We start from the raw sequence: 19,492 nt of genomic DNA, 5'->3' as shown, positions 1-19,492 counted from the left end.
TCACCCGTCCAACAGCGTCGTGGGGATGTCGGTGTGCCGGGACCGGATGTACTCGGCCAGGCCCTTGGCCTGCGGGTCCGGGCGCGTGGAGGCCGCGACACCCTCGCCGAGCAGGCCCACGATCACGAAGTTGAGCGCGCGCAGGTTCGCCAGCACGTGCCGCTCGATCGGCAGAGCGGCCGCCTCCGGGAGCAGCTCGCGCAGCCGATCCACCGTCAGATGTCCGCGCAGCCAACGGAATCCGGCGTCGTCGTGGGCCCACAGGCCCAGGTTGGCGTCGCCGCCCTTGTCGCCGGAGCGGGCGCCGCAGACCAGCCCGAGCGGGACCCGGCGGGTCGGTTCCACGGTGTGCACGGGTGGTTCGGGCGGCGGGGTCGAATCGGGCAGCGGCGCGGTGTGCTCGGGCGGCGCGATCGGGCGGGAGGTGCCGTCGGGCAGCACCACGGCGTGCTCGACCTCGGTCGCCGGGATCCACGCGGCGCGAAAGACGCCGTAGGCGGTCTCGGCGGTGGGCGGGGTGGTGGTGTGAAAGCCCGGGTAGCCGGCCAGCGCGAGTTCGACCACCGCGCCGGAGAAGGCCCGGCCGACCTTGCCGGGATCGGGATCCTTGACGGTGACCCGCAGATGCGCGGTGGCCTGCTCGTTGGTCGGCGCGTCGGGTCGGTCGTAGCGCAGCAGCCGCACGTCGACCTCGGCGAACCGGTCCCGGCCCCCGAGCGTGTCGAAGAGCATGCGTTCGGCGTGTGCGGCCTTGGCCTCGATGTCCAGGCCGGTGAGCACCATGGTCATGGTGTTGCGGTAGCCGCCGAGTTCGTTGACGGCGACCTTGAGCGTGGGCGGCGGCGGCAGCCCGCGCACCCCGCGGATCCGCACCCGGTCGGGGCCGGCCCGGTCGAGCGTGATGGTGTCGAAGCGGGCCACCGCGTCGGGGTTGGCGTAGGCGGGTCCGGCGATCTCGTACAGGAGTTGCGCGGTGACCGTGCCGATCGACACCAGGCCGCCGGTGCCGTGGTGCTTGGTGATCACCGACGAACCATCGGCGGCCACCTCCGCGATCGGGAAGCCGGGACGGCGGGTGTCCAGCGCGAAGTCGGTGTTGCGGCCGGGGCGTTGCCGCTGTGGGAGCTCGCCGAACGGGTAGTTGCCGCCGGTGGCCTGGGGGCCGCACTCGATCACGTGGCCCGCGACGATCGCGCCGGCGAGCCGGTCGTGGTCGGTGCGCCGCCAGCCGTGCCACCATGCGGCCGGGCCGACCACCAGGGAGGCATCGGTCACGCGCGGGCAAACCACGATGTCGGCGCCCTCGGCGAGCGCCTCGGCGATGCCCCAGCCGCCGAGGTAGGCGTTGGCGGTCACCGCCCGCGGCCCGGCGTCGATCCGGTCCAGCACGTCGTCGCCGGTCACGTGGGCGATCCGCGGGGCCAGGCCCAGGCGTTGGGCACTCGCCCGCAATCGCTCGGCCAGGCCCGCCGGGTTGAGTCCGCCGGCGTTGGAGACGATCCGGATGCCCCGGTCCAGGCAGGTGCCCATGACCTCTTCCAGCTGGGCCACGAAGGTGCGCGCGTAGCCGGCGGTCGGGTCCTTGGCGCGAGCCTTCCACAGGATGGACATGGTCAGTTCGGCCAGGTAATCGCCGGTGAGTACGTCGATCGGGCCGCCCTCGACCATCTCGCGGGCGGCGGCCCGGCGATCGCCGTAGAAGCCCGAGCAGTTCGCGATCCGGACCGGGCGGCGGGAGGCGGGCGCGTCGGTCGGGGTGTCGTTCGTCGGCTCGTTCATCGGTTCGCTCGTCGGCTCGCTCGTGGGCATGTTCGTCGGCCCGTCGGTGGGCTCGTTCGTCGGCTCGTTCGTCGGCTCGGCCGTCCTCTCGTTCATCCGGTCGCCTCCGCGTCGGCGGTCACGACGGCCAACACCGCTCCGGCGTCCACCGGTTCGCCGGGGCCGACCGGCAGTCGGCGAACGATGCCCGAGTGCGGTGCGGTCACCTCGTGTTCCATCTTCATCGCCTCCACGGCCAGCACGAGTTGTCCGGCCGTCACGTGTTCGCCCTCGGCCACCGCCACCCGGACCACCGTGCCGGGCATCGCGGCCAACAGCGAGCCGGCGGGTTCGGCGGCGGGTTCGGCCGGTTCCGGCAGCCGTGGCAGCTCGGTCAATTCGCTCGCGCCCAGCGGGCTGTCCAGGTGGATCGTGTCGCCGACCCGATGTACCTCGATCGTGCGCCGCACACCGTCCGCCGTCAGGTCCACCCGATCCGCGTGGGCGGCGTGAACGACCAGGCCGGGCAACGGCTTTCCGTCGATCGCGACATGGTCGGGGAGGCGGTAGCACACGACCGCGCGGCCGCCGCCGGCGTCTGCGTAGGTCACCTGCTGGTCGGCGCTGCGGACGTTGCGCCAGCCGCTCGGGATACCGCCCAGGACCGGGGCCGCCGCGCGTCGTTCGGCCTGCCCCGCGAGCGCCGCGGCAGCGGCGTGGATCGCCGGCGCCGCCGGGTCCGCAGCGCACAGTTCGGCGGCGGAATGCCGGTCCAGGAAGCCGGTGTCCGCGTCGCCGGCGACGAATTCGGGCGAGCGCAGGATGCCCACGAGCAGGTCGCGGTTGGTGCGGACGCCGTGCAGCCGGGCCCGGGAGAGCGCGTGGGCGAGCCTGCGACACGCCTCGTCACGGGTCGGCGCGTACGCGATCACCTTGGCCAGCAGTGCGTCGTAGTGCGATCCGACCCGGCTGCCGTCGGCCACCCCGGCGTCCACCCGGATGCCGTCCCGCTCGGCGATGTGGAAGCGGTGCAGCGTGCCGACCGAGGGCGCGTAGTCGCGGATCGGGTCCTCCGCGTACAGCCGGGCCTCGATCGCGTGGCCCGTGGCGACCGGTTCGGTGGGCAGCGGATGGCCCTGGGCGACCAGGAGTTGCAGCCGCACCAGGTCCAGGCCGGTGGTCAGTTCGGTGACCGGGTGCTCGACCTGGAGTCGGGTGTTGACCTCCAGGAGGTGGAACGCGCCGGCCGGGTCGAGCACGAACTCCACGGTGCCTGCCCCGACATAGCCGATCGCCCGACCGGCGGCCACCGCAGCCGCGCACAACCGCTCGCGCAGCGCCGGGTCGACGGCCGGCGACGGGCTCTCCTCGATCAGCTTCTGGTGCCGGCGCTGGATCGAGCAGTCCCGTTCGAAGAGCGCGAGCACCTTGCCGTGGGTGTCCCCGAAGATCTGCACCTCGACGTGCCGGGGGCGCTCCACCAGGCGCTCCAGGAAGACGGTGTCGTCGCCGAACGCGGCGCCCGCCTCGCGCCGCGCGGCGGCCACCGCCTCGACCAGTGCGGCCGGTTCGTGTACCGCGCGCATGCCTCGGCCTCCACCGCCGAAGGCGGCCTTGACCAGGAGCGGAAAGCCTATCCGGGCGGCCAGTTCGGGTGCGTCGCCGTCCTCGCGGACGATCCCGCCGGGCAGCACCGGCACGCCGGCCGCGCCGAGCAGTTCCTTCGCGGCGAGCTTGTCGCCCATCGCGGCGACGGTCTCCGCCGCGGGTCCCACGAAGACGAGCCCGGCGGCCTCGACCCGCCGCACGAAGTCGGCGTTCTCGGAGAGGAATCCGTAGCCGGGGTGCACCGCGTCTGCGCCGGTCGTGCGGGCCGCCTCGATCAGCAGATCGCCGCGCAGGTAGGTGTCCGCGGCGGCGGCGCCGGGCAGCCGGACCGCCTGATCGGCCACCCCGACGTGTGGCGAGTCGGTGTCCGGATCGGCGTACACGGCCACGGTGTCGATGCCCATGGCGTGCGCGGTGCGGGCGATCCGGACCGCGATCTCGCCGCGGTTGGCGATCAACAGCCTGCGGATGAGCGGCATACGATCCCCTCGGGGGTGCGGGTTCCGGGTCGGTGCGGGGGCGCTTGCGCGCCGGGACGGGTCGGGAACGGAATCGGCTTCTCGGTGGGCGGGTTGCGTGCGCTGCTGTTCGGCCGGGTCCCGAGCGGCGGGTTGCGTGCGGTGCTCTTCGGCCGGGTTCCGGGTGCTCGGGTTGCGTGCGGTGTCTTCGGGCGGCGTCAGCGGCGTCACGTCGGGCGGCGTCACATGCGGAAGACCCCGTATCCGGTGGTGCCCGCGACCGGTGCCGAGTGGGCCGCGGACAGTGCGATGCCGAGCACGGTGCGGGTGTCGCGTGGATCGATCACACCGTCGTCGTACAGCCGCGCGGTGACGAAGAACGCGTGCGACTCGCGCTCGATCTGCGCCTCGATCGCACTCCGGCGCAGTTCGTCCACCTCCTCGTCGAAGGCGATCCCGCGTGCCGCGGCGGCCTGTCGGCCGACGATGGACAACACGCCGGCCAGTTGCGCGGCGCCCATCACCGCGAGCTTCGCGGTCGGCCAGGCGAACAGCAGCCGCGGGTCGAAGGCGCGGCCCGACATGCCGTAGTTGCCCGCGCCGAAGGACGCACCGATGTTCAGGGTCAGGTGCGGCACGGTCGAGTTGGTCACCGCGTTGATCATCTTGGCGCCGTCCTTGACGATGCCGCCCTGCTCGTACGCGGTGCCCACCATGTATCCGGTGGTGTTCTGCAGGAACAGCAGCGGGGTGTCCGAGCGGTTGGCCAACTGGATGAACTCGGCGGCCTTCCTGGACTCCTCGCCGAACAGCACACCGCGCGCGTTGGCCAACACCCCGACCGGGAAGCCGTGCACCGACGCCCACCCGGTGACCAGGCTGGTCCCGTAGCCGGGCTTGTACTCGCCGAACCGCGAACCGTCCACCACCCGCGCCAACACCTCGCGCGGATCGAACGGGACGCGCAGGTCCGCCGAGACCAGGCCGAGCACCTCGTCGATGTCGTACAGCGGATCGTCCGCCGGTCGGCTCGGCCCTGGGCCGTGCTTGCGCCAGTTCAGCTCGGACACGATCCGCCTGCCGATCCGCAGGCAGTCGTACTCGTCCACGGCGTAGTGGTCGGCCAGACCGGACACCCGCGCGTGCATCGCGGCGCCGCCCAGTTCCTCGTCGTCGGCCTCCTCGCCCGTGGCCATCCGCACCAGCGGCGGGCCGCCCAGGAACACCTTGGCCTGCCCCGCCACGAGCACCGAGTGGTCGCACAGGCCCGGGATGTACGCACCCCCCGCCGTCGAGTTGCCGAACACCAGCGCAATGGTGGGGATGCCCAGCGCGGACAGCTCGGTCAGGTCGTGGAAGACCCGCCCGCCGGGCACGAACAGCTCGGCCTGGGTGGGCAGATCGGCCCCGCCGGACTCGACCAGGCTGATCACCGGCAGCCGGTTGCGGCGGGCGATCTCCAGCGCGCGCAGGTTCTTGCGCAGCGCGTACGGGTTGAGCGAACCGCCGCGCACCGTCGGGTCGTTGGCGATCAACACGCACTCCACGCCGGAAACCGGACCGATTCCGGTGACCAGGCCCGCGCCGACGGTGAACTCGGTGCCCCACGCGGCGAGCGAGGACAGTTCGAGGAAGGGCGCGTCCTGGTCGAGCAGCAGCTCGATCCGCTGACGCGCGGTCAGCCGACCCCGCGCCAGGTGCCGTTCGACGTAGCGCTCACCGCCGCCGGCGCGGGCCAGGTCGAGCTGTTCGTGCAGCGCCGCGAGCGCGGCGAGCTGTGCCGTGCGGTTGTCCCGGTAGGTGTCCGACCGGGGATCGAGCCGGGAACGAAGAACGGGCACGAACTCGCCTCCTCGCCTGACGAAGCATGTCGACGGATCGCGACGGATCGCGACGGTTCTCATGCGACTCGTGCATCTCCACGCGTGTCGACGCGTCTCGACGCGTGTCCAAGGCAACTTCCGGATGTTAACGGCCGGTCACTTGGCTACGGAAGGGTCGGGCGATATGCCGCGCGCCGGGCGTCCGCCGTCCCCGGGGCGTGCCGAATGGGCGAGCCGGGCCGGGTGAACCACAGGGGCCGAGCGGCCCGGACGAGCCGGAAGGGCCGTTCGGGTGACGGCTCGGGCCGGTTGCGGCCGGTCGTCGGCCATGTGGGTCCTCCGGGCGGGGCGGGTCGGGCGGTGGGGCATCGCTCCGGTACCCCCTGTCCGGAAAAACACGACACCGACGCGGCCCGGGAATGCCGCGGGCCGCGTCGGTGCGGAGGTCGAGGTCGGGGCGGAGGTCGGTATCGGTGTCGGGTCCGGATCACCCGTAGTGGTGGCCGTGGTGCCCGTGCCGGCCCGCGTGCGGGTCCGCGGCCGCGGGCTGCCCGTGTCCGGACTCGCCGGCCGTGGCGGCGGGCTTGCCGGCCTCGACGGTGAACTCGGCGGTCCGCACCACCCCGCCGTGCTTGAAGTCGAGGAAGAACCGGTACGTGCCGACGCTGGGCAGCTCGGTGTGGAACGCGATCTCCGGGCCGGCCGGGGTAACCCCGTCGCCGGGCGCGCCGCCCGGGTGCACGTGCAGGTAGGCGAGGTCGCCCTCACGCAGCACCACGAGGTGGCCGAACGCGGCGAGGTAGGGCTCCAGGTCGGTGACGGGCCGGCCGTCCCGGGCGACCGAGAGGGTGATGTGCGCACCCTGCCCGGCGGCCGGCTCACCGGCCAGGGTCACCGTGTAGCCGTCCACCTCGGCGGTCGGAGCGGGCGCGGGCAGCGGCACCGGCCGGAAGTCGCCGGCCACGTGCACGTCCACAGCGAGGGTGAGCGGGGTCCCGGTCGCGGCCGGGGCGAAGTCGGTGAAGACCCGGTACGTGCCGGCTCGGTCGAGGGTCAGCTCCTGCGTCCAGACGCCGTCCTCGCCCAGTACCGGATGCACGTGGCGGAAGCCGCTCAGGTCGCGGCGGACCACGATCAGATGCAGGTCCTTGTCGTGCTGCGGTAGGTATTCGCGCACCGGGGCTCCGTCGGGACCGTCGATGCGGAACGCGAAGGTGCCGGCGGGGGCAGCGACCGGGACCAGCGTGTAGCCGTCACGGGAGACCCGGAGGCCCTCGGGGGCAGTGGGGGCGGCGGCGTGGTGGGCGTGGACGGTCATGGCGATCTCCCGGGCGTCGAGCGGTGTGTCCGAGCGGGTCCCGGGTCGGGCCGCTCGGTGGCCTTGGTGGCGGCCACATCGGAAATCTATACCCCCAGGGGGTATCTCGCAAGTGACGGGAGCGTGATCGGAACCACGTGACGGGCGGCACCGTCAGCCTCATTCGAGCGTCCCCTCCGGCCTCGGCCGGCTGCCCCCGAGCACCGCACTCGCGCGGTTCGCTCCGCTCTCCCCGCCGCTGTCGCCGATCCGGGTCGCCGCCCCGGGCCGGGCACCGTCCCGGCGGTCCCGACGCGGCGACCGGGCGGGAAAACGGGATTCGCATCGCACCCGCGATGTCGGATACTGCGGACTCGGCGCCAGGACCACGGGGAAGCGAGGATCGGCGGGATGCACACACTGCTGATGGGGGTGGTCGGCTCGACCGCCTACGGGCTGGCCACGGCAGAGTCGGACGAGGACCTGCTCGGCCTGTACATCGCCGACACGCGCAAGGTCCTCGGGCTGGGCGGCGCCAACGTGACCAGCGGCTCGCGGGTGACCACGAAACCCGACGTGACGATGCACGAGCTGGGCAAGTACTGCGGGCTGGCCCTCAAGTGCAACCCGACGGTGACCGAGCTGCTCTGGCTTCCCGAGTACCGGGTCGAGACCGAGGCCGGCCGCCGACTCCGGGCGCTGCGTGGTGCGTTCCTGTCCACGGAGTACGTACGCTCCGCCTACGGCGGTTACGCCGTCCAGCAGGCCAAGCGGCTGCTCGGCCGGCACGAGGCGGGCAAGGAGGGCTTCTCCGCCGACACGGCCAAGCGCACCGCCAAACACGGCCGACACTGCCTGCGGCTGCTGCTCCAGGGGCAACAGCTGCTGCGCACAGGCGAATTGCTTCTCGACGTGAGCGCCCACCGCGAAGACCTGTTCGCCGTGGGCCGCTTGGCCGCCGAGGATCCCGCGGCCTTCGCGCGGCGCTTCGAACAGGAGAAGGCCGCCCTCGAAGCCATCGACTCGGTCCTCCCCGACCGCCCGGACCGCGAGGCGATCGAAACCCTGGTCGTCGACCTCCGCCTGGCCGCGCTCGCGGGCTGAACCCGGAGAGCCTGCTCGCGCCGCACCCCGCGATCGCGACGTCGCGGTGTTCGGCAGCCTTCCCACCGGTACGCACCCGTCGGCCCTCCCGACGGCAACCACCCGCCGCGTGACCCGGATCACTCTCGCTCGCATGTCACGTTCTCGTGTCCCCTCCCGTCGACGGGGGCGAAGGTTCACGACGATCGAGGGGACTGTGATGAGCGAGCGGATTTTGGTGATCGGGGCCGGTTACACCGGGATGCAGGCGGCCATCGGTACGGCGCGGGCGACCCGCGGGCGGGATGTCGAGGTGACTCTGGTCAACCCCGTCGCGCGGTTCACCGAGCGGCTGCGGCTGCACCAGACGGCTTCGGGGCAGGAGCCGGCGGACCTGCGGATCCCCGAGATGTTGGACGGCAGCGGCGTGCGGTTCGTGCTCGGTCGGGTGAGCGGCATCGACCCCGACGCCCGCGAGGTCCGCGTGGACGGGACCCGGGTGCTCGGCTACGACAGGCTGGTCTATGCGCTGGGCGGCATCACCGACACCGGGACGGTGCCGGGTGTGGCCGAGCACGCGTACACCCTCGATACCGCGGCCGAGGCCCGGCGCCTGGCCGCAAGGCTCGCCGAACTCGATGCGATCGGCGGAACCGTGGTCGTCGTCGGCGGCGGTCTGACCGGTGTCGAAGCGGCCGCCGAGATCGCCGAGCGCCACCCGGAGTCGCGGGTGGTCCTGCTGAGCCGGGATGTCCCCGGTTCGACGATGGGCGAGAAGGCACGCGCCTACCTGCACGCCGCGCTGGCCCGTCTCGGCGTCGAGGTGCGGACCGGCGTGTCGATCGGCAAGGTGCTGCCGGACACGGTCGAATTGGAGGGCGGCGAGAGCGTGTTCGCCGACGCCTGCCTGTGGACGGCCGGGGTGCGGGTGTCGCCACTGGCCGAGAACGCCGGATTCACGGTGGACGACCGGGGCCGCGTCGTCGTCGACGCGACCCTGCGGTCGGTGTCGCACCCGGACGTGTACGCGATCGGCGACGCCGCCGCCGTCCGGCAGACCTACGGCGTCATCCACGGCACCTGCCAGAGCGGCATCCCGACCGCGCAGCACGCCGCCGACTCGATCGCCCGGCAGGTGCGCGGCAAGGAGCCCGAGCCGTTCCGGTTCGGCTACATCCACCAGCCGGTGAGCCTGGGCCGCAACGACGCGGTGATCCAGTTCACCCGGCCGGACGACACCCCGCGCGGCTTCGTCCTGACCGGCAGGCCGGCGGTCGCCTACAAGGAGTTCGTCAGCAGCAGCCCGTGGAAGGGTCTTCGACTGAACAAGAAGTACGGTGTCCGGGCCGTGTGGTCGCACGGCGGCAAGATCACCCGCAACGCGGAATGATCCCGGCGCATGGGAAGTCACGTGGAAGCGACGAGCATTTTCGAGGAGCACCGAAGCCTGCTGTTCTCGGTGGCCTATCGGATGCTGGGCAGCGCGGCCGATGCGGAGGACGTCGTCCAGGACGCGTGGCTGCGCTGGTCCTCCGCGGACCGTGCACGGATCACCCAGCCGAAGGCGTACCTGGTACGGATCGTCACCAATCTGGCGGTCGACACGCTGCGCTCGGCACGAGTGCAGCGGGAGAGCTATGTCGGCCCCTGGCTCCCGGAGCCGATCCTGACCGGCCCGGACATCGCGGAGGATGCGGCCCGGGCCGAGTCCGTCTCGTTGGCCATGCTCGTCGTGCTCGAATCGCTGACCGAGTTGGAACGGGCGGTGTTCATCCTCAAGGAGGTCTTCGGCTTTCCCTACGGCGAGATCGCCGAGGCGATCGACCGGTCCGAGGCGACCGTCCGGCAGTTGGGACATCGGGCCCGTTCACACGTCCAGGCCAGGCGGCCCCGGTTCTCCGCCGACCGCGAATCCCGCAGAGTCGTCACCGAGAGATTCTTCGCCGCCTCGATGGGCGGCGACCTGAACGAGCTGATGCAGGTGCTCGCCCCCGATGTGACGATCTGGACCGACGGCGGCGGCAAGGTACGCGCCGCGCTCCGCCCCATCCACGGCGCCGAGAAGGTGGCGGCCTGGCTGATCGGCATCGGCAAGCGCCCCTACCAGGGGGTGGCCCTGGAGGACATGCGCGCCGAGGTGGTGCAGATCAACGGCGAGCCCGCCGTCCTGGCCCTGGGCAACGGACGGCCCATCACGGTGGTCACGGTCGAGCCGGACGCGGAGGGCCGGATCGTGGGGATCCGGGTGATCGCCAACCCCGACAAGCTCGTTCCCGTCGCCGGAGGCATCCGGTACACACTCTGACTCTGCGTCACCCCCGGAAGCCGTGTGGTGAACCCCGAAGCCTTCGCCGCGACTTCCGGTCGGCGAGTTCGCGCGGGCGCGCCGAACACGAATGCGCAACGAGGAGCGAGCGCTCGAAATCTCGGCTGCCCATGTCGTTCGAACACCTGTAGGTTGTGCGCTTCCGGCGGACAGATTCGCCAACGCTCCGTTTTTCCTGGGGGATCCCGCACGTCATGACCATGCCGTTCCAGAACGAAACACAGCTGATCATCCGCCAGAACTTCCGCCCGATCGTGAACCAGTACGTGGTGCACCTGGTCGGTCCGGACGGCAACCACGGACCGGTGATCGCGTTCGCGCAGCAAAAGCGCGGCAAGCTCAAGGAAGAGGTCATCCTCTACACGGATGACACCAAGACCACCGAACTCGCCCGGTTCAAGGCGCGCCAGATGCTCGACGTCCGTGCCCAGCACGACGTGATCGGCGTCGAGGGCAGCAACCTCGGCATGTTCTCGAAGGACTTCAAGAAGTCCCTCCTGCGTTCCACCTGGAACCTGGAACGCCCGGACGCGGCCAAGGCGGTGGGCCAGGAGCGCAGCCTGTTCGGCGCGATACTGCGCCGCGTGTGGGGCTTCATACCCGTGGTCGGCGCGTGGCTGCCGGCGCCGACCTACCACTTCGACTTCGTCGACGAGGGCGGCAACGCGGTGCTGACCGTCGAGCGGCAGATGAAGCTTCGCGACCAGTACCTGGTGAAGCTGCCCGACCCGACCATGGACCGCCGCCTGGCGATCTGCGTCGCGGTCGCGATGGACGCCATCCAGAACCGCTAGGCCTAGGCCCTGTCCGGGACCGGGCGAGGGTCGCACGGTCGCGCACACACCCCGCGGCGTGCGCGACCGACGAGGATGGCTCAGCCCTCGTCCGGCACCAGTACGGGCGTGTCCCGCTTGAGGATCTCGCCCCGGAAGAACGCCGGGCTCACGATTCGACGGACCTCCATCAGTACCGCGCCGAGCAGCAACAGGCCGACGCCGATGATGAACACGCTGCCCACCCCGGCCACCCGGTTGCCGTCGCCGTAGTTCGGGTCGGCCACGTCCACCAGCGTCTTCATGAAGATCGCGCCCAGCATCAGCCCGCCGAGCGCCGGCATGACGCCCTTGACCATCAGGTCCTCGAAGCTGCGCGAGAGGTCCTTGCGGAAGTACCACACGCAGGAGAACGCGGTCAGCGAGTAGTAGAAGCAGATCATCAGGCCGAGCGCGTAGATGGTGTCGGTGAGCACGTTCTCCGACAGGATCGTCATGATCGTGTAGAACGCGCCCGTCGCGACCCCGGCCGAGATGGTCGCGAAGCCCGGCGTCTTGAAGCTGGGATGCACCCGGGAGAACACCTTGGGCACCGCCTCGTACGCGCTCATCGACAACAGCGTGCGGGCGACCGGGATGAAGGTGGTCTGCAGGCTGGCGACCGAACTGGCGAGCACCGCGACGAACATCAGGATGCCCAGACCCGAACCCATCACCGGGTCGGCCAGTTTCGCGAAGATGTTGTCGTCCTCGTCGTTGTTCAGGCCCAGCCCGGTGGTTCCGGTACCCGCGTACATCAGCGTGGCGACGCCGGTCATCAGGTAGGCCACCACGATGAACAGCACCGAGATGATCGCGGCCCGACCCGGGACCTTGGGGCCGCCGGCGGTTTCCTCGTTGATGCTCAGGGCCGTGTCCCAGCCCCAGTACATGAAGATCGACAACGACAGGCCCGCGGTCAGCGCGGTGAAGCCGCCGTCGATCCCGAACGGGTTGAACCAGTCCCACGAGAACGGGATCGACGTGGGTACGTCGCCGGCCGTGGCCTTGCCGATCGCCATCACGACGAACAGGGCGAGCACCGCGAGTTGCAGTGCGACGAGCACGTACTGGACCCGCTTGGTCACCGTCATGCCGCGATAGCTGATCGCGGTGGCGATCGCGATGAAGACCAGACACGTGGGCACGTGCACCAGCTTGTTGTCGTCCAGCTCCTTGACCCAGTCGCTGCCGACCGCCTCGCCGAGCGCGAGATAGAAGAACGACGTGCCGATGCCGGCCAGGTTGGACAACACGATGACGGTGGCCATCACCAGGCCCCAGCCGCACATCCAGCCCACCCGCGGGCCGAACGCCTTGACCGTCCAGGTGAACGAGGTACCCGCGTCCGGCACCGCCTTGCTGAGTTCGCGGTAGGCGAAGGCGACGAGCAACATCGGGACGAAGCCGACCAGGAAGATCGCCGGGGCGTGGGTGCCGACCTTGTTGACCGTGGGCCCGAGCGCGCCGGTGAGGGTGTACACCGGCGCCACCGTGGAGATGGCGACGACCACACTCCCCAGCAGGCCGATGGAATTTCGGTTCAGCCCCTTGTCCTTGAGATCGGACTCCGGGAGGTAGTGCGACTCGCCTACCCGGTGGTGCCTATCGCCCTTTTGGCGCACGTGCTCATTACTCACAAGCGAACAGACTAAGTCAGGATGAAACGACTTTTGACCAAGGGGGTCACGAACGATCCGGTGAGTCGTTCATGTCACTCGTTGGGGCTTTTCCGCCGAGCGGACCGGGGGCCGAAGGGGCCGCACCGACGAGCATCCCGGCCAGGAGTTCGGTGACTCCGACCCGGATGTCGGCCCGGGACGGCGGCGTCGCCCACCCCGCGCCGGCGATCGCGTCGAACATCACCCCTTCGCACCACGCGACCAGAAAACGGCCGTGCCGCTCGGGCGCGGGCGAGCCGAGGGCGGCGAGCATGCCCACCGCCGCACCTCGGAACACCGCACCCGCCTCGTCGTACACCGTGCGCAGCTCGGGCCGGCGAGTCGCCTCCAGAGCCAGCTCGTAGCGGGCGATCTTCTGGTCCCGCCCCTCCCGGATCGCGGCGTCCACGATCTCCGCGACCAGGTCCGCGACGCCCGCCGGGTCGCCCGGCAGCGCGGGGGGCGACGCGCCGTCGGCCAGCGCCGGGGCGAACTCGCCCGCCTCCAGGACGGTCATCCGGGCAAGCGCCACCTCCAGGAGCGCGGCGCGCGTGCGCGCGTAGTACGAGGTGGATCCGGGCGGCAGGCCCGCGCTCTCGTCGACGGCACGATGGGTCAGACCGCGCATGCCGCGCTCGACGAGCAGGCGGATCGCGGTGTCGCCGATCAGCACGAGACGGTCCGGACGGTCGGGGCTGGTGCGCTTCGCGGTGGTCACCGCGCCAGCCTGCCATGCCCGCTACGCCTGTAGAGATCCGAGCGCTACATCTGTAGAGGCAATCGTCACTACAGGTGTAGAGTCAATGTCACGACCTCTACACCTGTAGTGGACATCGAGGCACCGCCGTCGAAGCGCCGACGTCGACCTCACCATGAGGCATCACCACGAGGCATCGACGTCGAAGCACCGCCGTCGAGGCATCGGCATCGACGCCGAGACCGGTACCAACACCGGCACCGACACTGGGGGAAGCATGTCCGTCACCAAGCCCGAAGCGATCGTCGTCGGCGCCGGCCCCGGGGGGCTCACCGCCGCGACCGCCCTGCATCGCAAGGGATGGTCGGTGGTGGTCCTGGAACGCGCCGCCACCCTGGAGCCGATCGGCGCGGCCATCGCCCTCGCGCCGAACGGGCTGCGCGCGCTGGACGCCGTCGGCGCGGGCGAGCCGCTCCGCGGGTTGGCCGCGATCCGGGGCGCCGCGACGCTGCGACGACCGGACGGGCGGGTGCTCGCGCCCACCAGCGGCGAGGCATTCGTCGAGCGTTTCGGCGAACCGATGGTCCTGGCGCCGCGGGCCGAGCTGATGCGAGTGCTGCTCGCGGGCCTGCCGGCGGACGCGCTGCGCACCGGGACGACCGTGCTGACCGCCCGGCCGGGCGGCCCCGACGAGCGGGCGTCGGTGACCACCACGACCGGCGAGACGCTGACCGCCGATCTCGTGGTCGGCGCCGACGGAATCCGCTCGCCGATCCGACACGCGCTCTTCCCCGAGCACCCCGGCCCGCGCTACGCCGGATTCACCACGTGGCGCGCGATCGTGCCGGGAATCGAGATCGTGCCGGGCGAGACGTGGGGTCGCGGCCTGGTCTTCGGCGCGATGCCGCTGGCCGACGGCCGGGTGTACTGGTACGCGACCGCAAACCGCCCGGCCGGTCTCACGCACGGCGACGAGCGGGCCGAACTGCTGCGCCTGTACCGGAACTTCCACGCGCCGATCGGCCGGTTGATCGAGGCCGCGACGCCGGAACGGATCCTGCACCTGGACGTACACGAGATGGCCGATCCGCTGCCCGCGCACCACCGGGGACGGGTCGCGCTGATCGGCGACGCGGCACACGCGATGACACCCAACCTGGGTCAGGGCGGCAACCAGGCCTTGGAGGACGCCATCGAACTCGCCGACGTACTCACGGAAGTGCCCGCCGACGGGGTGGTTCGGGCGCTCCCGGAGTACACCGAGCGCAGGTTGGCCCGGACCTCGGAGGTCGTGCGGAAGTCGCGCCGGCTGGGGGCGATGGCGCAATGGGAGGGCCGGGGCGCCGTGGCGATCCGGGACGGGCTCCTGCGGGTGGCCGGGCGATGGGCGCCGGACGCGGCCCTGCGGCCGTTGGACTCGATCCTGAGTTGGCGCCCGCCGGTGGACTTCACCTGACATGCCCCGGCCTCGAACCCGGCCGGGACCATCCCGACTCGCCCTCGGAATCGATCCGCCCCACCCGCGCCTGCCCGCACGTCGGTGGCGTCGAGCCCTCGACGGCACTGGGTGGGCTCTGCCGGTTCCCCCGGGAAGGGATGCGTCGTACATTCCGTACCGGCCGGTATGTGGATGACGGAGAGGGAACACGGTGTCGATCGATCCGCAGCTCGTGGAGTTGTTGAGTGTCATGCCGGAGGATCTGTTCGTGGGCGACGCGGCCACCGCGCGGGCGACCATCGACGCCGGGATCGGCCTGCTTCCGGTGATGACCGAGCTGGCCCGGGTGCACGATCGCACCATCCCGGGCGCCGTCGACGCGCTGCCCGTTCGGGTGTACCGGCCCTCGACGGAGCCCGATCTGCCGGTGACCGTGTTCTTCCACGGCGGCGGGTTCGTGATCGGCGGCCTGGACAGTCACGATGCGCTGGCTCGGCGGATCGCCCGGCACGCCGAGTGTGTGGTGCTCTCGGTGGACTATCGACTCGCCCCGGAACACCCGTTCCCGGCCGCGATCGAGGACGCGCTCGCCGCGTACCGATGGGTGCTCGACAACGCCGCCGAACTCGGTGTCGACCCCGACCGGATCGCGCTGGCCGGCGACAGCGCGGGCGCCACGCTGTCCGCGACCACATGCCTGCTGGCCCGCGAACACGGGCTTCGGCAACCGGTGTTGCAGATGTTGTGGTACCCGGCGACCGGCGTCGAGGGCACCGCGTCGCGGATCGAGAACGCGAACGCGCCGCTGCTCACCGCCGAGTCGATCGCGTGGTTCATGGCGCACTACCTCGGCGGGCGCGGACTCGACGAACTGGGCCCGTACGCCTCGATCGGCACCATCGCGGACCTGTCCGGCCTGGCGCCGGCGCATGTGGTCCTGGCCGGCCACGATCCACTGCGCGACGAGGGTGCGGACTTCGCCGAGCGGTTGCGCGAGGCGGGCGGCGCGGTCGAGTGCGAACTGTTCGACGACATGGTGCACGGCTTCATGAGCTTCGTGGACCTGGTGCCGCGCTGCGCGGAGTGCGCCTCGGGCTCCTTCGCCGCACTGCGCAAGGCGCTGCATCCCTAAGCCGTGGGGCCGCCTCGGCGCGACGGCAGGATCAGCAACTCGTCCGTGCCGGGTCGGCGCAGCACCTCCACCGGATGGCCGTACAACTCGGACAACACCGGTGCGGTGCAGACCTGTTCGGGCGGGCCGCAGGCGACCAGTCGGCCCTGGGCGAGCAGGGCGATGCGATCCGCGTAGGCGGCGGCCAGGTTGAGGTCGTGCAGCACGATCACCACCGCGTCGCCCCGCCGGGCCCGGTCCCGGGCCAACCGCAGCACGTCCTCGGTGTGCTTGAGGTCCAGGGCGGCGGTGGGTTCGTCGAGGAAGAGTACGGGCGCGCCCTGCGCGAGCACTCGGGCGAGCGCGACCCGGGCCCGCTCGCCGCCGGACAGCGACGGGTACGCGCGGTCGGCCAGGTGCGCCACGTCGGTCTCGGCCAGGACCCGGGCCACGATCGTGTCCTCGGACTCCTCGCTCGGCAGCCCCGCGTGCGGCGCGCGGCCCATCCGCACCACCTCGTCCACGGTGAACGGGAAGGACAGCGTGACGCTCTGCGGCAACACCCCGCGGCGCAGCGCCAGTTCGCGCTGCGAGTAGTCGGACAACGCCCGATCGGCGATCCGCACGCTGCCGTGATGCGGCGTCAGGTCGCCGGTGAGCAGGCCGAGCAGGGTGGACTTGCCCGCGCCGTTGGGGCCGAGCACCGCGACGATCTCGCCGTGGCGCACGGTCAACGAGACACCGTCGACCAGGTTGCGGCCGGCGATGGCGTAGCCGACGTCCTCGGCCCGGACGCCGATCGCGCCGACTTCGGGCGCCGGCGCGAGTGCCGCGGTCCGGTTCCGGGCGAGCAGCCTCATCAGGCCCAACCTCCTTGCCGGGAACGGGTCCTGCGCAGCAGCCACAGGAAGAACGGGGCCCCGATCAGCGCGGTGAGCACGCCGAGCGGGACCTCCTTGGGCATCGCGACGGTGCGCGCCGCGAGGTCGGCGCCGACGGTGACCAGCGCACCGAGCACGGCGCTCGCGGGCAGCAGCAGCCGGTGTCGCGGGCCGGCAATCAGCCGGATGATGTGCGGGACGACCAGGCCGACGAAGGTGATCACGCCGGCCGCGGCGACGGCCGCGCCGACCAGGGTGGCGCTGAGCACGACCACCACGACGCGCACCCGTTCGGTGTCCACGCCCAGGTGCCGGGCGCCGCGTTCGCCGAGCGCCATGATGTCCAGCGCCCGGGCATACCGGGGCAGGATCAGCAGGCCGACGATCGCGAACGGTGCGAGCGCACCGATGATCTTCCAGCTCGCCCCGCCGACGCTGCCCAGGTTCCAGAACGTGATGCTGCGCAGTTCGGCATCGTCGGCGACGAAGGTGAACAGCCCGATCGCGGCGCCGGCCAGCGCGTTGATCGCGATGCCGGTCAGGACCAGGGTGACCACTTCGGTGCGGCCGTCGGAGCGGGAGAGCAGGTAGACGAAGAGCGTGGTGAGCAGGCCGCCGGCGAAGGCGAACGCGGTCACCGTCCAGGAGCCGAAGGTGGACACGCCCAGCACGATCGCGCCGACCGCGCCGAGCGCCGCGCCGGAGGACACCCCGATCACGCCGGGCTCGGCGAGCGGGTTGCCGAACACGCCCTGCATGGCGGCCCCGGCACAGCCCAAACACGCGCCGACCATGATGCCGAGCACGATGCGCGGGAAGCGGATGTTCCACAACACGGCCTCGTTGGCTTGCGACACGTGACCGACGTCCAGGCCGATATGGTGCAGCACCGAGGAGAGCACCTGGTCGGAGGGGATGTCGAAGGCGCCCATGCCGGCCGAGACGACACTCGTGGCCAGGAGCAGCAACACCAGGGTCGGGATCAGCCAACGGCCGTGTCGACGCGGCGCCGCCGACACCACGACTGTCGTCGTGGCGAGTTCGACCGCCGGTGCCGGTGTACCCGGTTCGTCCGTGGGTTCCTGACGCTCCGTCACCGTGGCCACGGTCTCCCCCGCATCTTCCCGTCGGGTGTCCTTGCGGTTCGGACGAGCCGAGTCGGCCCGTCCGGCGCTTGCGGACGGCCGACCCGGGTGGCCCTAGCCATGCAGCAGATCGACGAGCTTGTTCAGCGCGACACCGGCCGTCGGCCCGCCGCCGCCCAGCTCCAGGTCGTCCATCGCGACGACCTTGCGGTTCCGGCCGGCAGGCGTCTGGGCGACGCCGGGCAGTTTGAGCACGCCGTCGACGCCGCCGACCGACTCCAGGCCCTTCTGGAAGACGAGGATGACGTCGGGCTTGGCCGAGACCATCGCCTCGGGGGTCAGCGCGGCGGACATCTGCACGCCGAGCTCGGTGCCGGTGTCGATGCCGCCGGCGGCGGTGATCATGCTGTCCGGGCCCAGGCCCTTGCCGCCGATCTGGTACAGGTTGGCCTGCCCGCGGATGTAGAGGAACGCCACGCGCGGCTTGGTGGCGGCCTGGGCGCCCTTGGCCTTGGCCGTGGCGATCTCGCCGGCGGTCCGGTCGGCGAGTGTCCTGCCCTTGTCCGGCACGCCCAGCGCGGTGGCGATGGTGGTGATCCGGGTGACCGCGTCCTCGGGCTTGCTGCTGTCCGGGATCAGCACGATCGGCACGCCGGCCGCCTTGAGCTGGTCGATCGCGGTGCGCGGGCCGACCGAGGCGCTGCCGATGGCGACCGTGGGCCGCTGGGCGAGGATGCCCTCGGGGTTGAGGCCGCGCGAGTTGCCGAAGGTCGGCTTGCCCTTGCTCTCCGGCAGGACCGCACCCGAGGTGTCCACGCCGACGACGTTCGAGCCCAGGCCCAGTGCGTATACGGTCTGCGCGACGTCGCCGCCGAGCGGAACGATCCGGCTCGCGTCCTTGACGGTGACCTTGCCCATCGTGGTGTCCACGGTGGCGGGCAGTACCGAACCCGCCGGGGCCTTGTCGGACTTGCCGTCGGACTTCTTGTCGTCGTCGCCGCACGCCGTGGCGAACGCGGTGACGGCGAGGACGGCCGCGGCCACCTTCAAGCTTGTTCGACGCAGACGCATCAGGCGGCCTTTCGAGCTGTGGAGTGAGCGGACGAGGAGGTTCCGTTCTTAGGCAAGCCTTGCCTTGTCCCACTCCGCAACCTAGAGGTGAGGCTTGCCTAACTTCAAGCCCGGGCCGGGTGCACAACGTCACACGCGGGCGGCGGCGCGCTCCCCCGGCGGGCGGGATCGAGCACCCCGTGCGCCGGGGGCTAGGCCGTGTCCGGTGGATCTTGGTGGATGAGGTCGCGTCGTCTGGTGCCGTGGCTCGGCGTGCCGGAGGAGCAGCCGCATAGTGGTTCTATTCGGCTGTTTCTCCGGTGCGGCGAGACGCGGTGCCAGGCGGCGCGGCCCCACCAAGATCCGCCGGACACGGCCTAGGCCCTTCGCCCCGCGTCGGTCGA

General features: G+C 71.4%; 15 protein-coding genes. 6 read left to right on the top strand and 9 right to left on the bottom strand.

Going from position 1 to position 19,492, the window contains the following annotated elements; translation table 11 throughout:
- The 4 genes from ACIBM5_RS15180 to ACIBM5_RS15165 all read right to left on the bottom strand — a co-directional run bounded on the left by ACIBM5_RS15180 (position 1) and on the right by ACIBM5_RS15165 (position 6,965).
- Positions 1–1,875 (bottom strand): acyclic terpene utilization AtuA family protein, encoded by a 1,875-nt coding sequence (locus ACIBM5_RS15180; protein ID WP_396007267.1) that lies wholly within the window; start codon positions 1,873–1,875, stop codon positions 1–3.
- Complete coding sequence (locus ACIBM5_RS15175) at positions 1,872–3,845, bottom strand: acetyl/propionyl/methylcrotonyl-CoA carboxylase subunit alpha (protein WP_396007266.1); 1,974 nt, start codon at positions 3,843–3,845, stop codon at positions 1,872–1,874. Before ACIBM5_RS15175 ends, ACIBM5_RS15180 begins: the two co-directional genes overlap by 4 nt.
- A 221-nt stretch (positions 3,846–4,066) precedes the next feature.
- A complete protein-coding gene (locus ACIBM5_RS15170; protein ID WP_396007265.1) occupies positions 4,067–5,665 on the bottom strand; it encodes an acyl-CoA carboxylase subunit beta in 1,599 nt (532 codons plus the stop codon).
- A 469-nt stretch (positions 5,666–6,134) separates the two neighbouring features.
- Positions 6,135–6,965 carry a hypothetical protein gene (locus ACIBM5_RS15165; RefSeq protein ID WP_396007264.1) on the bottom strand — a complete coding sequence of 277 codons (831 nt, stop codon included), beginning with the start codon at positions 6,963–6,965 and terminating at the stop codon, positions 6,135–6,137.
- A gap of 390 nt (positions 6,966–7,355) precedes the next feature.
- Here ACIBM5_RS15165 and ACIBM5_RS15160 point away from each other — a divergent pair, with 390 nt between their 5' ends.
- The 4 genes from ACIBM5_RS15160 to ACIBM5_RS15145 all read left to right on the top strand — a co-directional run bounded on the left by ACIBM5_RS15160 (position 7,356) and on the right by ACIBM5_RS15145 (position 11,147).
- The gene (locus tag ACIBM5_RS15160; protein WP_396007263.1) at positions 7,356–8,048 is read left to right on the top strand and encodes a DNA polymerase beta superfamily protein; all 693 of its coding nucleotides are present in this window, start codon (positions 7,356–7,358) and stop codon (positions 8,046–8,048) included.
- Positions 8,049–8,247: 199 nt separating this feature from the next.
- Positions 8,248–9,417 (top strand): NAD(P)/FAD-dependent oxidoreductase, encoded by a 1,170-nt coding sequence (locus tag ACIBM5_RS15155; protein WP_396007262.1) that lies wholly within the window; start codon positions 8,248–8,250, stop codon positions 9,415–9,417.
- Between the two features lie 9 nt (positions 9,418–9,426).
- Complete coding sequence (locus tag ACIBM5_RS15150) at positions 9,427–10,332, top strand: RNA polymerase sigma-70 factor (protein WP_396007261.1); 906 nt, start codon at positions 9,427–9,429, stop codon at positions 10,330–10,332.
- 215 nt (positions 10,333–10,547) lie between these two features.
- Positions 10,548–11,147: a hypothetical protein gene (locus ACIBM5_RS15145; protein ID WP_396007260.1), complete on the top strand. Its 600-nt coding sequence runs from the start codon at positions 10,548–10,550 to the stop codon at positions 11,145–11,147.
- Between the two features lie 80 nt (positions 11,148–11,227).
- On the opposite strand, the gene ACIBM5_RS15140 is transcribed toward ACIBM5_RS15145, so the two are convergent.
- Positions 11,228–12,790, bottom strand: a complete 1,563-nt coding sequence (locus ACIBM5_RS15140; RefSeq protein ID WP_396007372.1) for an APC family permease — start codon at positions 12,788–12,790, stop codon at positions 11,228–11,230.
- Between the two features lie 61 nt (positions 12,791–12,851).
- Positions 12,852–13,544, bottom strand: coding sequence for a TetR/AcrR family transcriptional regulator (locus ACIBM5_RS15135; RefSeq protein ID WP_396007259.1), 693 nt, complete (start codon positions 13,542–13,544; stop codon positions 12,852–12,854).
- A 256-nt stretch (positions 13,545–13,800) separates the two neighbouring features.
- Here ACIBM5_RS15135 and ACIBM5_RS15130 point away from each other — a divergent pair, with 256 nt between their 5' ends.
- Positions 13,801–14,979 (top strand): FAD-dependent monooxygenase, encoded by a 1,179-nt coding sequence (locus ACIBM5_RS15130; protein WP_396007258.1) that lies wholly within the window; start codon positions 13,801–13,803, stop codon positions 14,977–14,979.
- 193 nt (positions 14,980–15,172) lie between these two features.
- Positions 15,173–16,093 (top strand): alpha/beta hydrolase, encoded by a 921-nt coding sequence (locus tag ACIBM5_RS15125; protein WP_396007257.1) that lies wholly within the window; start codon positions 15,173–15,175, stop codon positions 16,091–16,093.
- Here ACIBM5_RS15125 and ACIBM5_RS15120 read toward each other — a convergent pair.
- The 3 genes from ACIBM5_RS15120 to ACIBM5_RS15110 form a co-directional block, all read right to left on the bottom strand.
- A complete protein-coding gene (locus ACIBM5_RS15120; protein WP_396007256.1) occupies positions 16,090–16,932 on the bottom strand; it encodes a heme ABC transporter ATP-binding protein in 843 nt (280 codons plus the stop codon). The genes ACIBM5_RS15125 and ACIBM5_RS15120 overlap by 4 nt on opposite strands.
- On the bottom strand, positions 16,932–18,050 hold the full coding sequence (locus tag ACIBM5_RS15115) for a FecCD family ABC transporter permease (RefSeq protein ID WP_396007255.1): 1,119 nt from the start codon (positions 18,048–18,050) through the stop codon (positions 16,932–16,934). Before ACIBM5_RS15115 ends, ACIBM5_RS15120 begins: the two co-directional genes overlap by 1 nt.
- Before the next feature lie 102 nt (positions 18,051–18,152).
- Positions 18,153–19,082, bottom strand: a complete 930-nt coding sequence (locus tag ACIBM5_RS15110; RefSeq protein ID WP_396007254.1) for a hemin ABC transporter substrate-binding protein — start codon at positions 19,080–19,082, stop codon at positions 18,153–18,155.
- Positions 19,083–19,492: the final 410 nt, after the last annotated feature.

Origin of the sequence: Embleya sp. NPDC050493 (assembly GCF_044458105.1) — a bacterium.
Taxonomy (GTDB): Bacteria; Actinomycetota; Actinomycetes; order Streptomycetales; family Streptomycetaceae; genus Embleya.
Note: the sequence above shows the minus strand (reverse complement) of the source record. Positions and strands in the feature narration are given on the sequence as shown.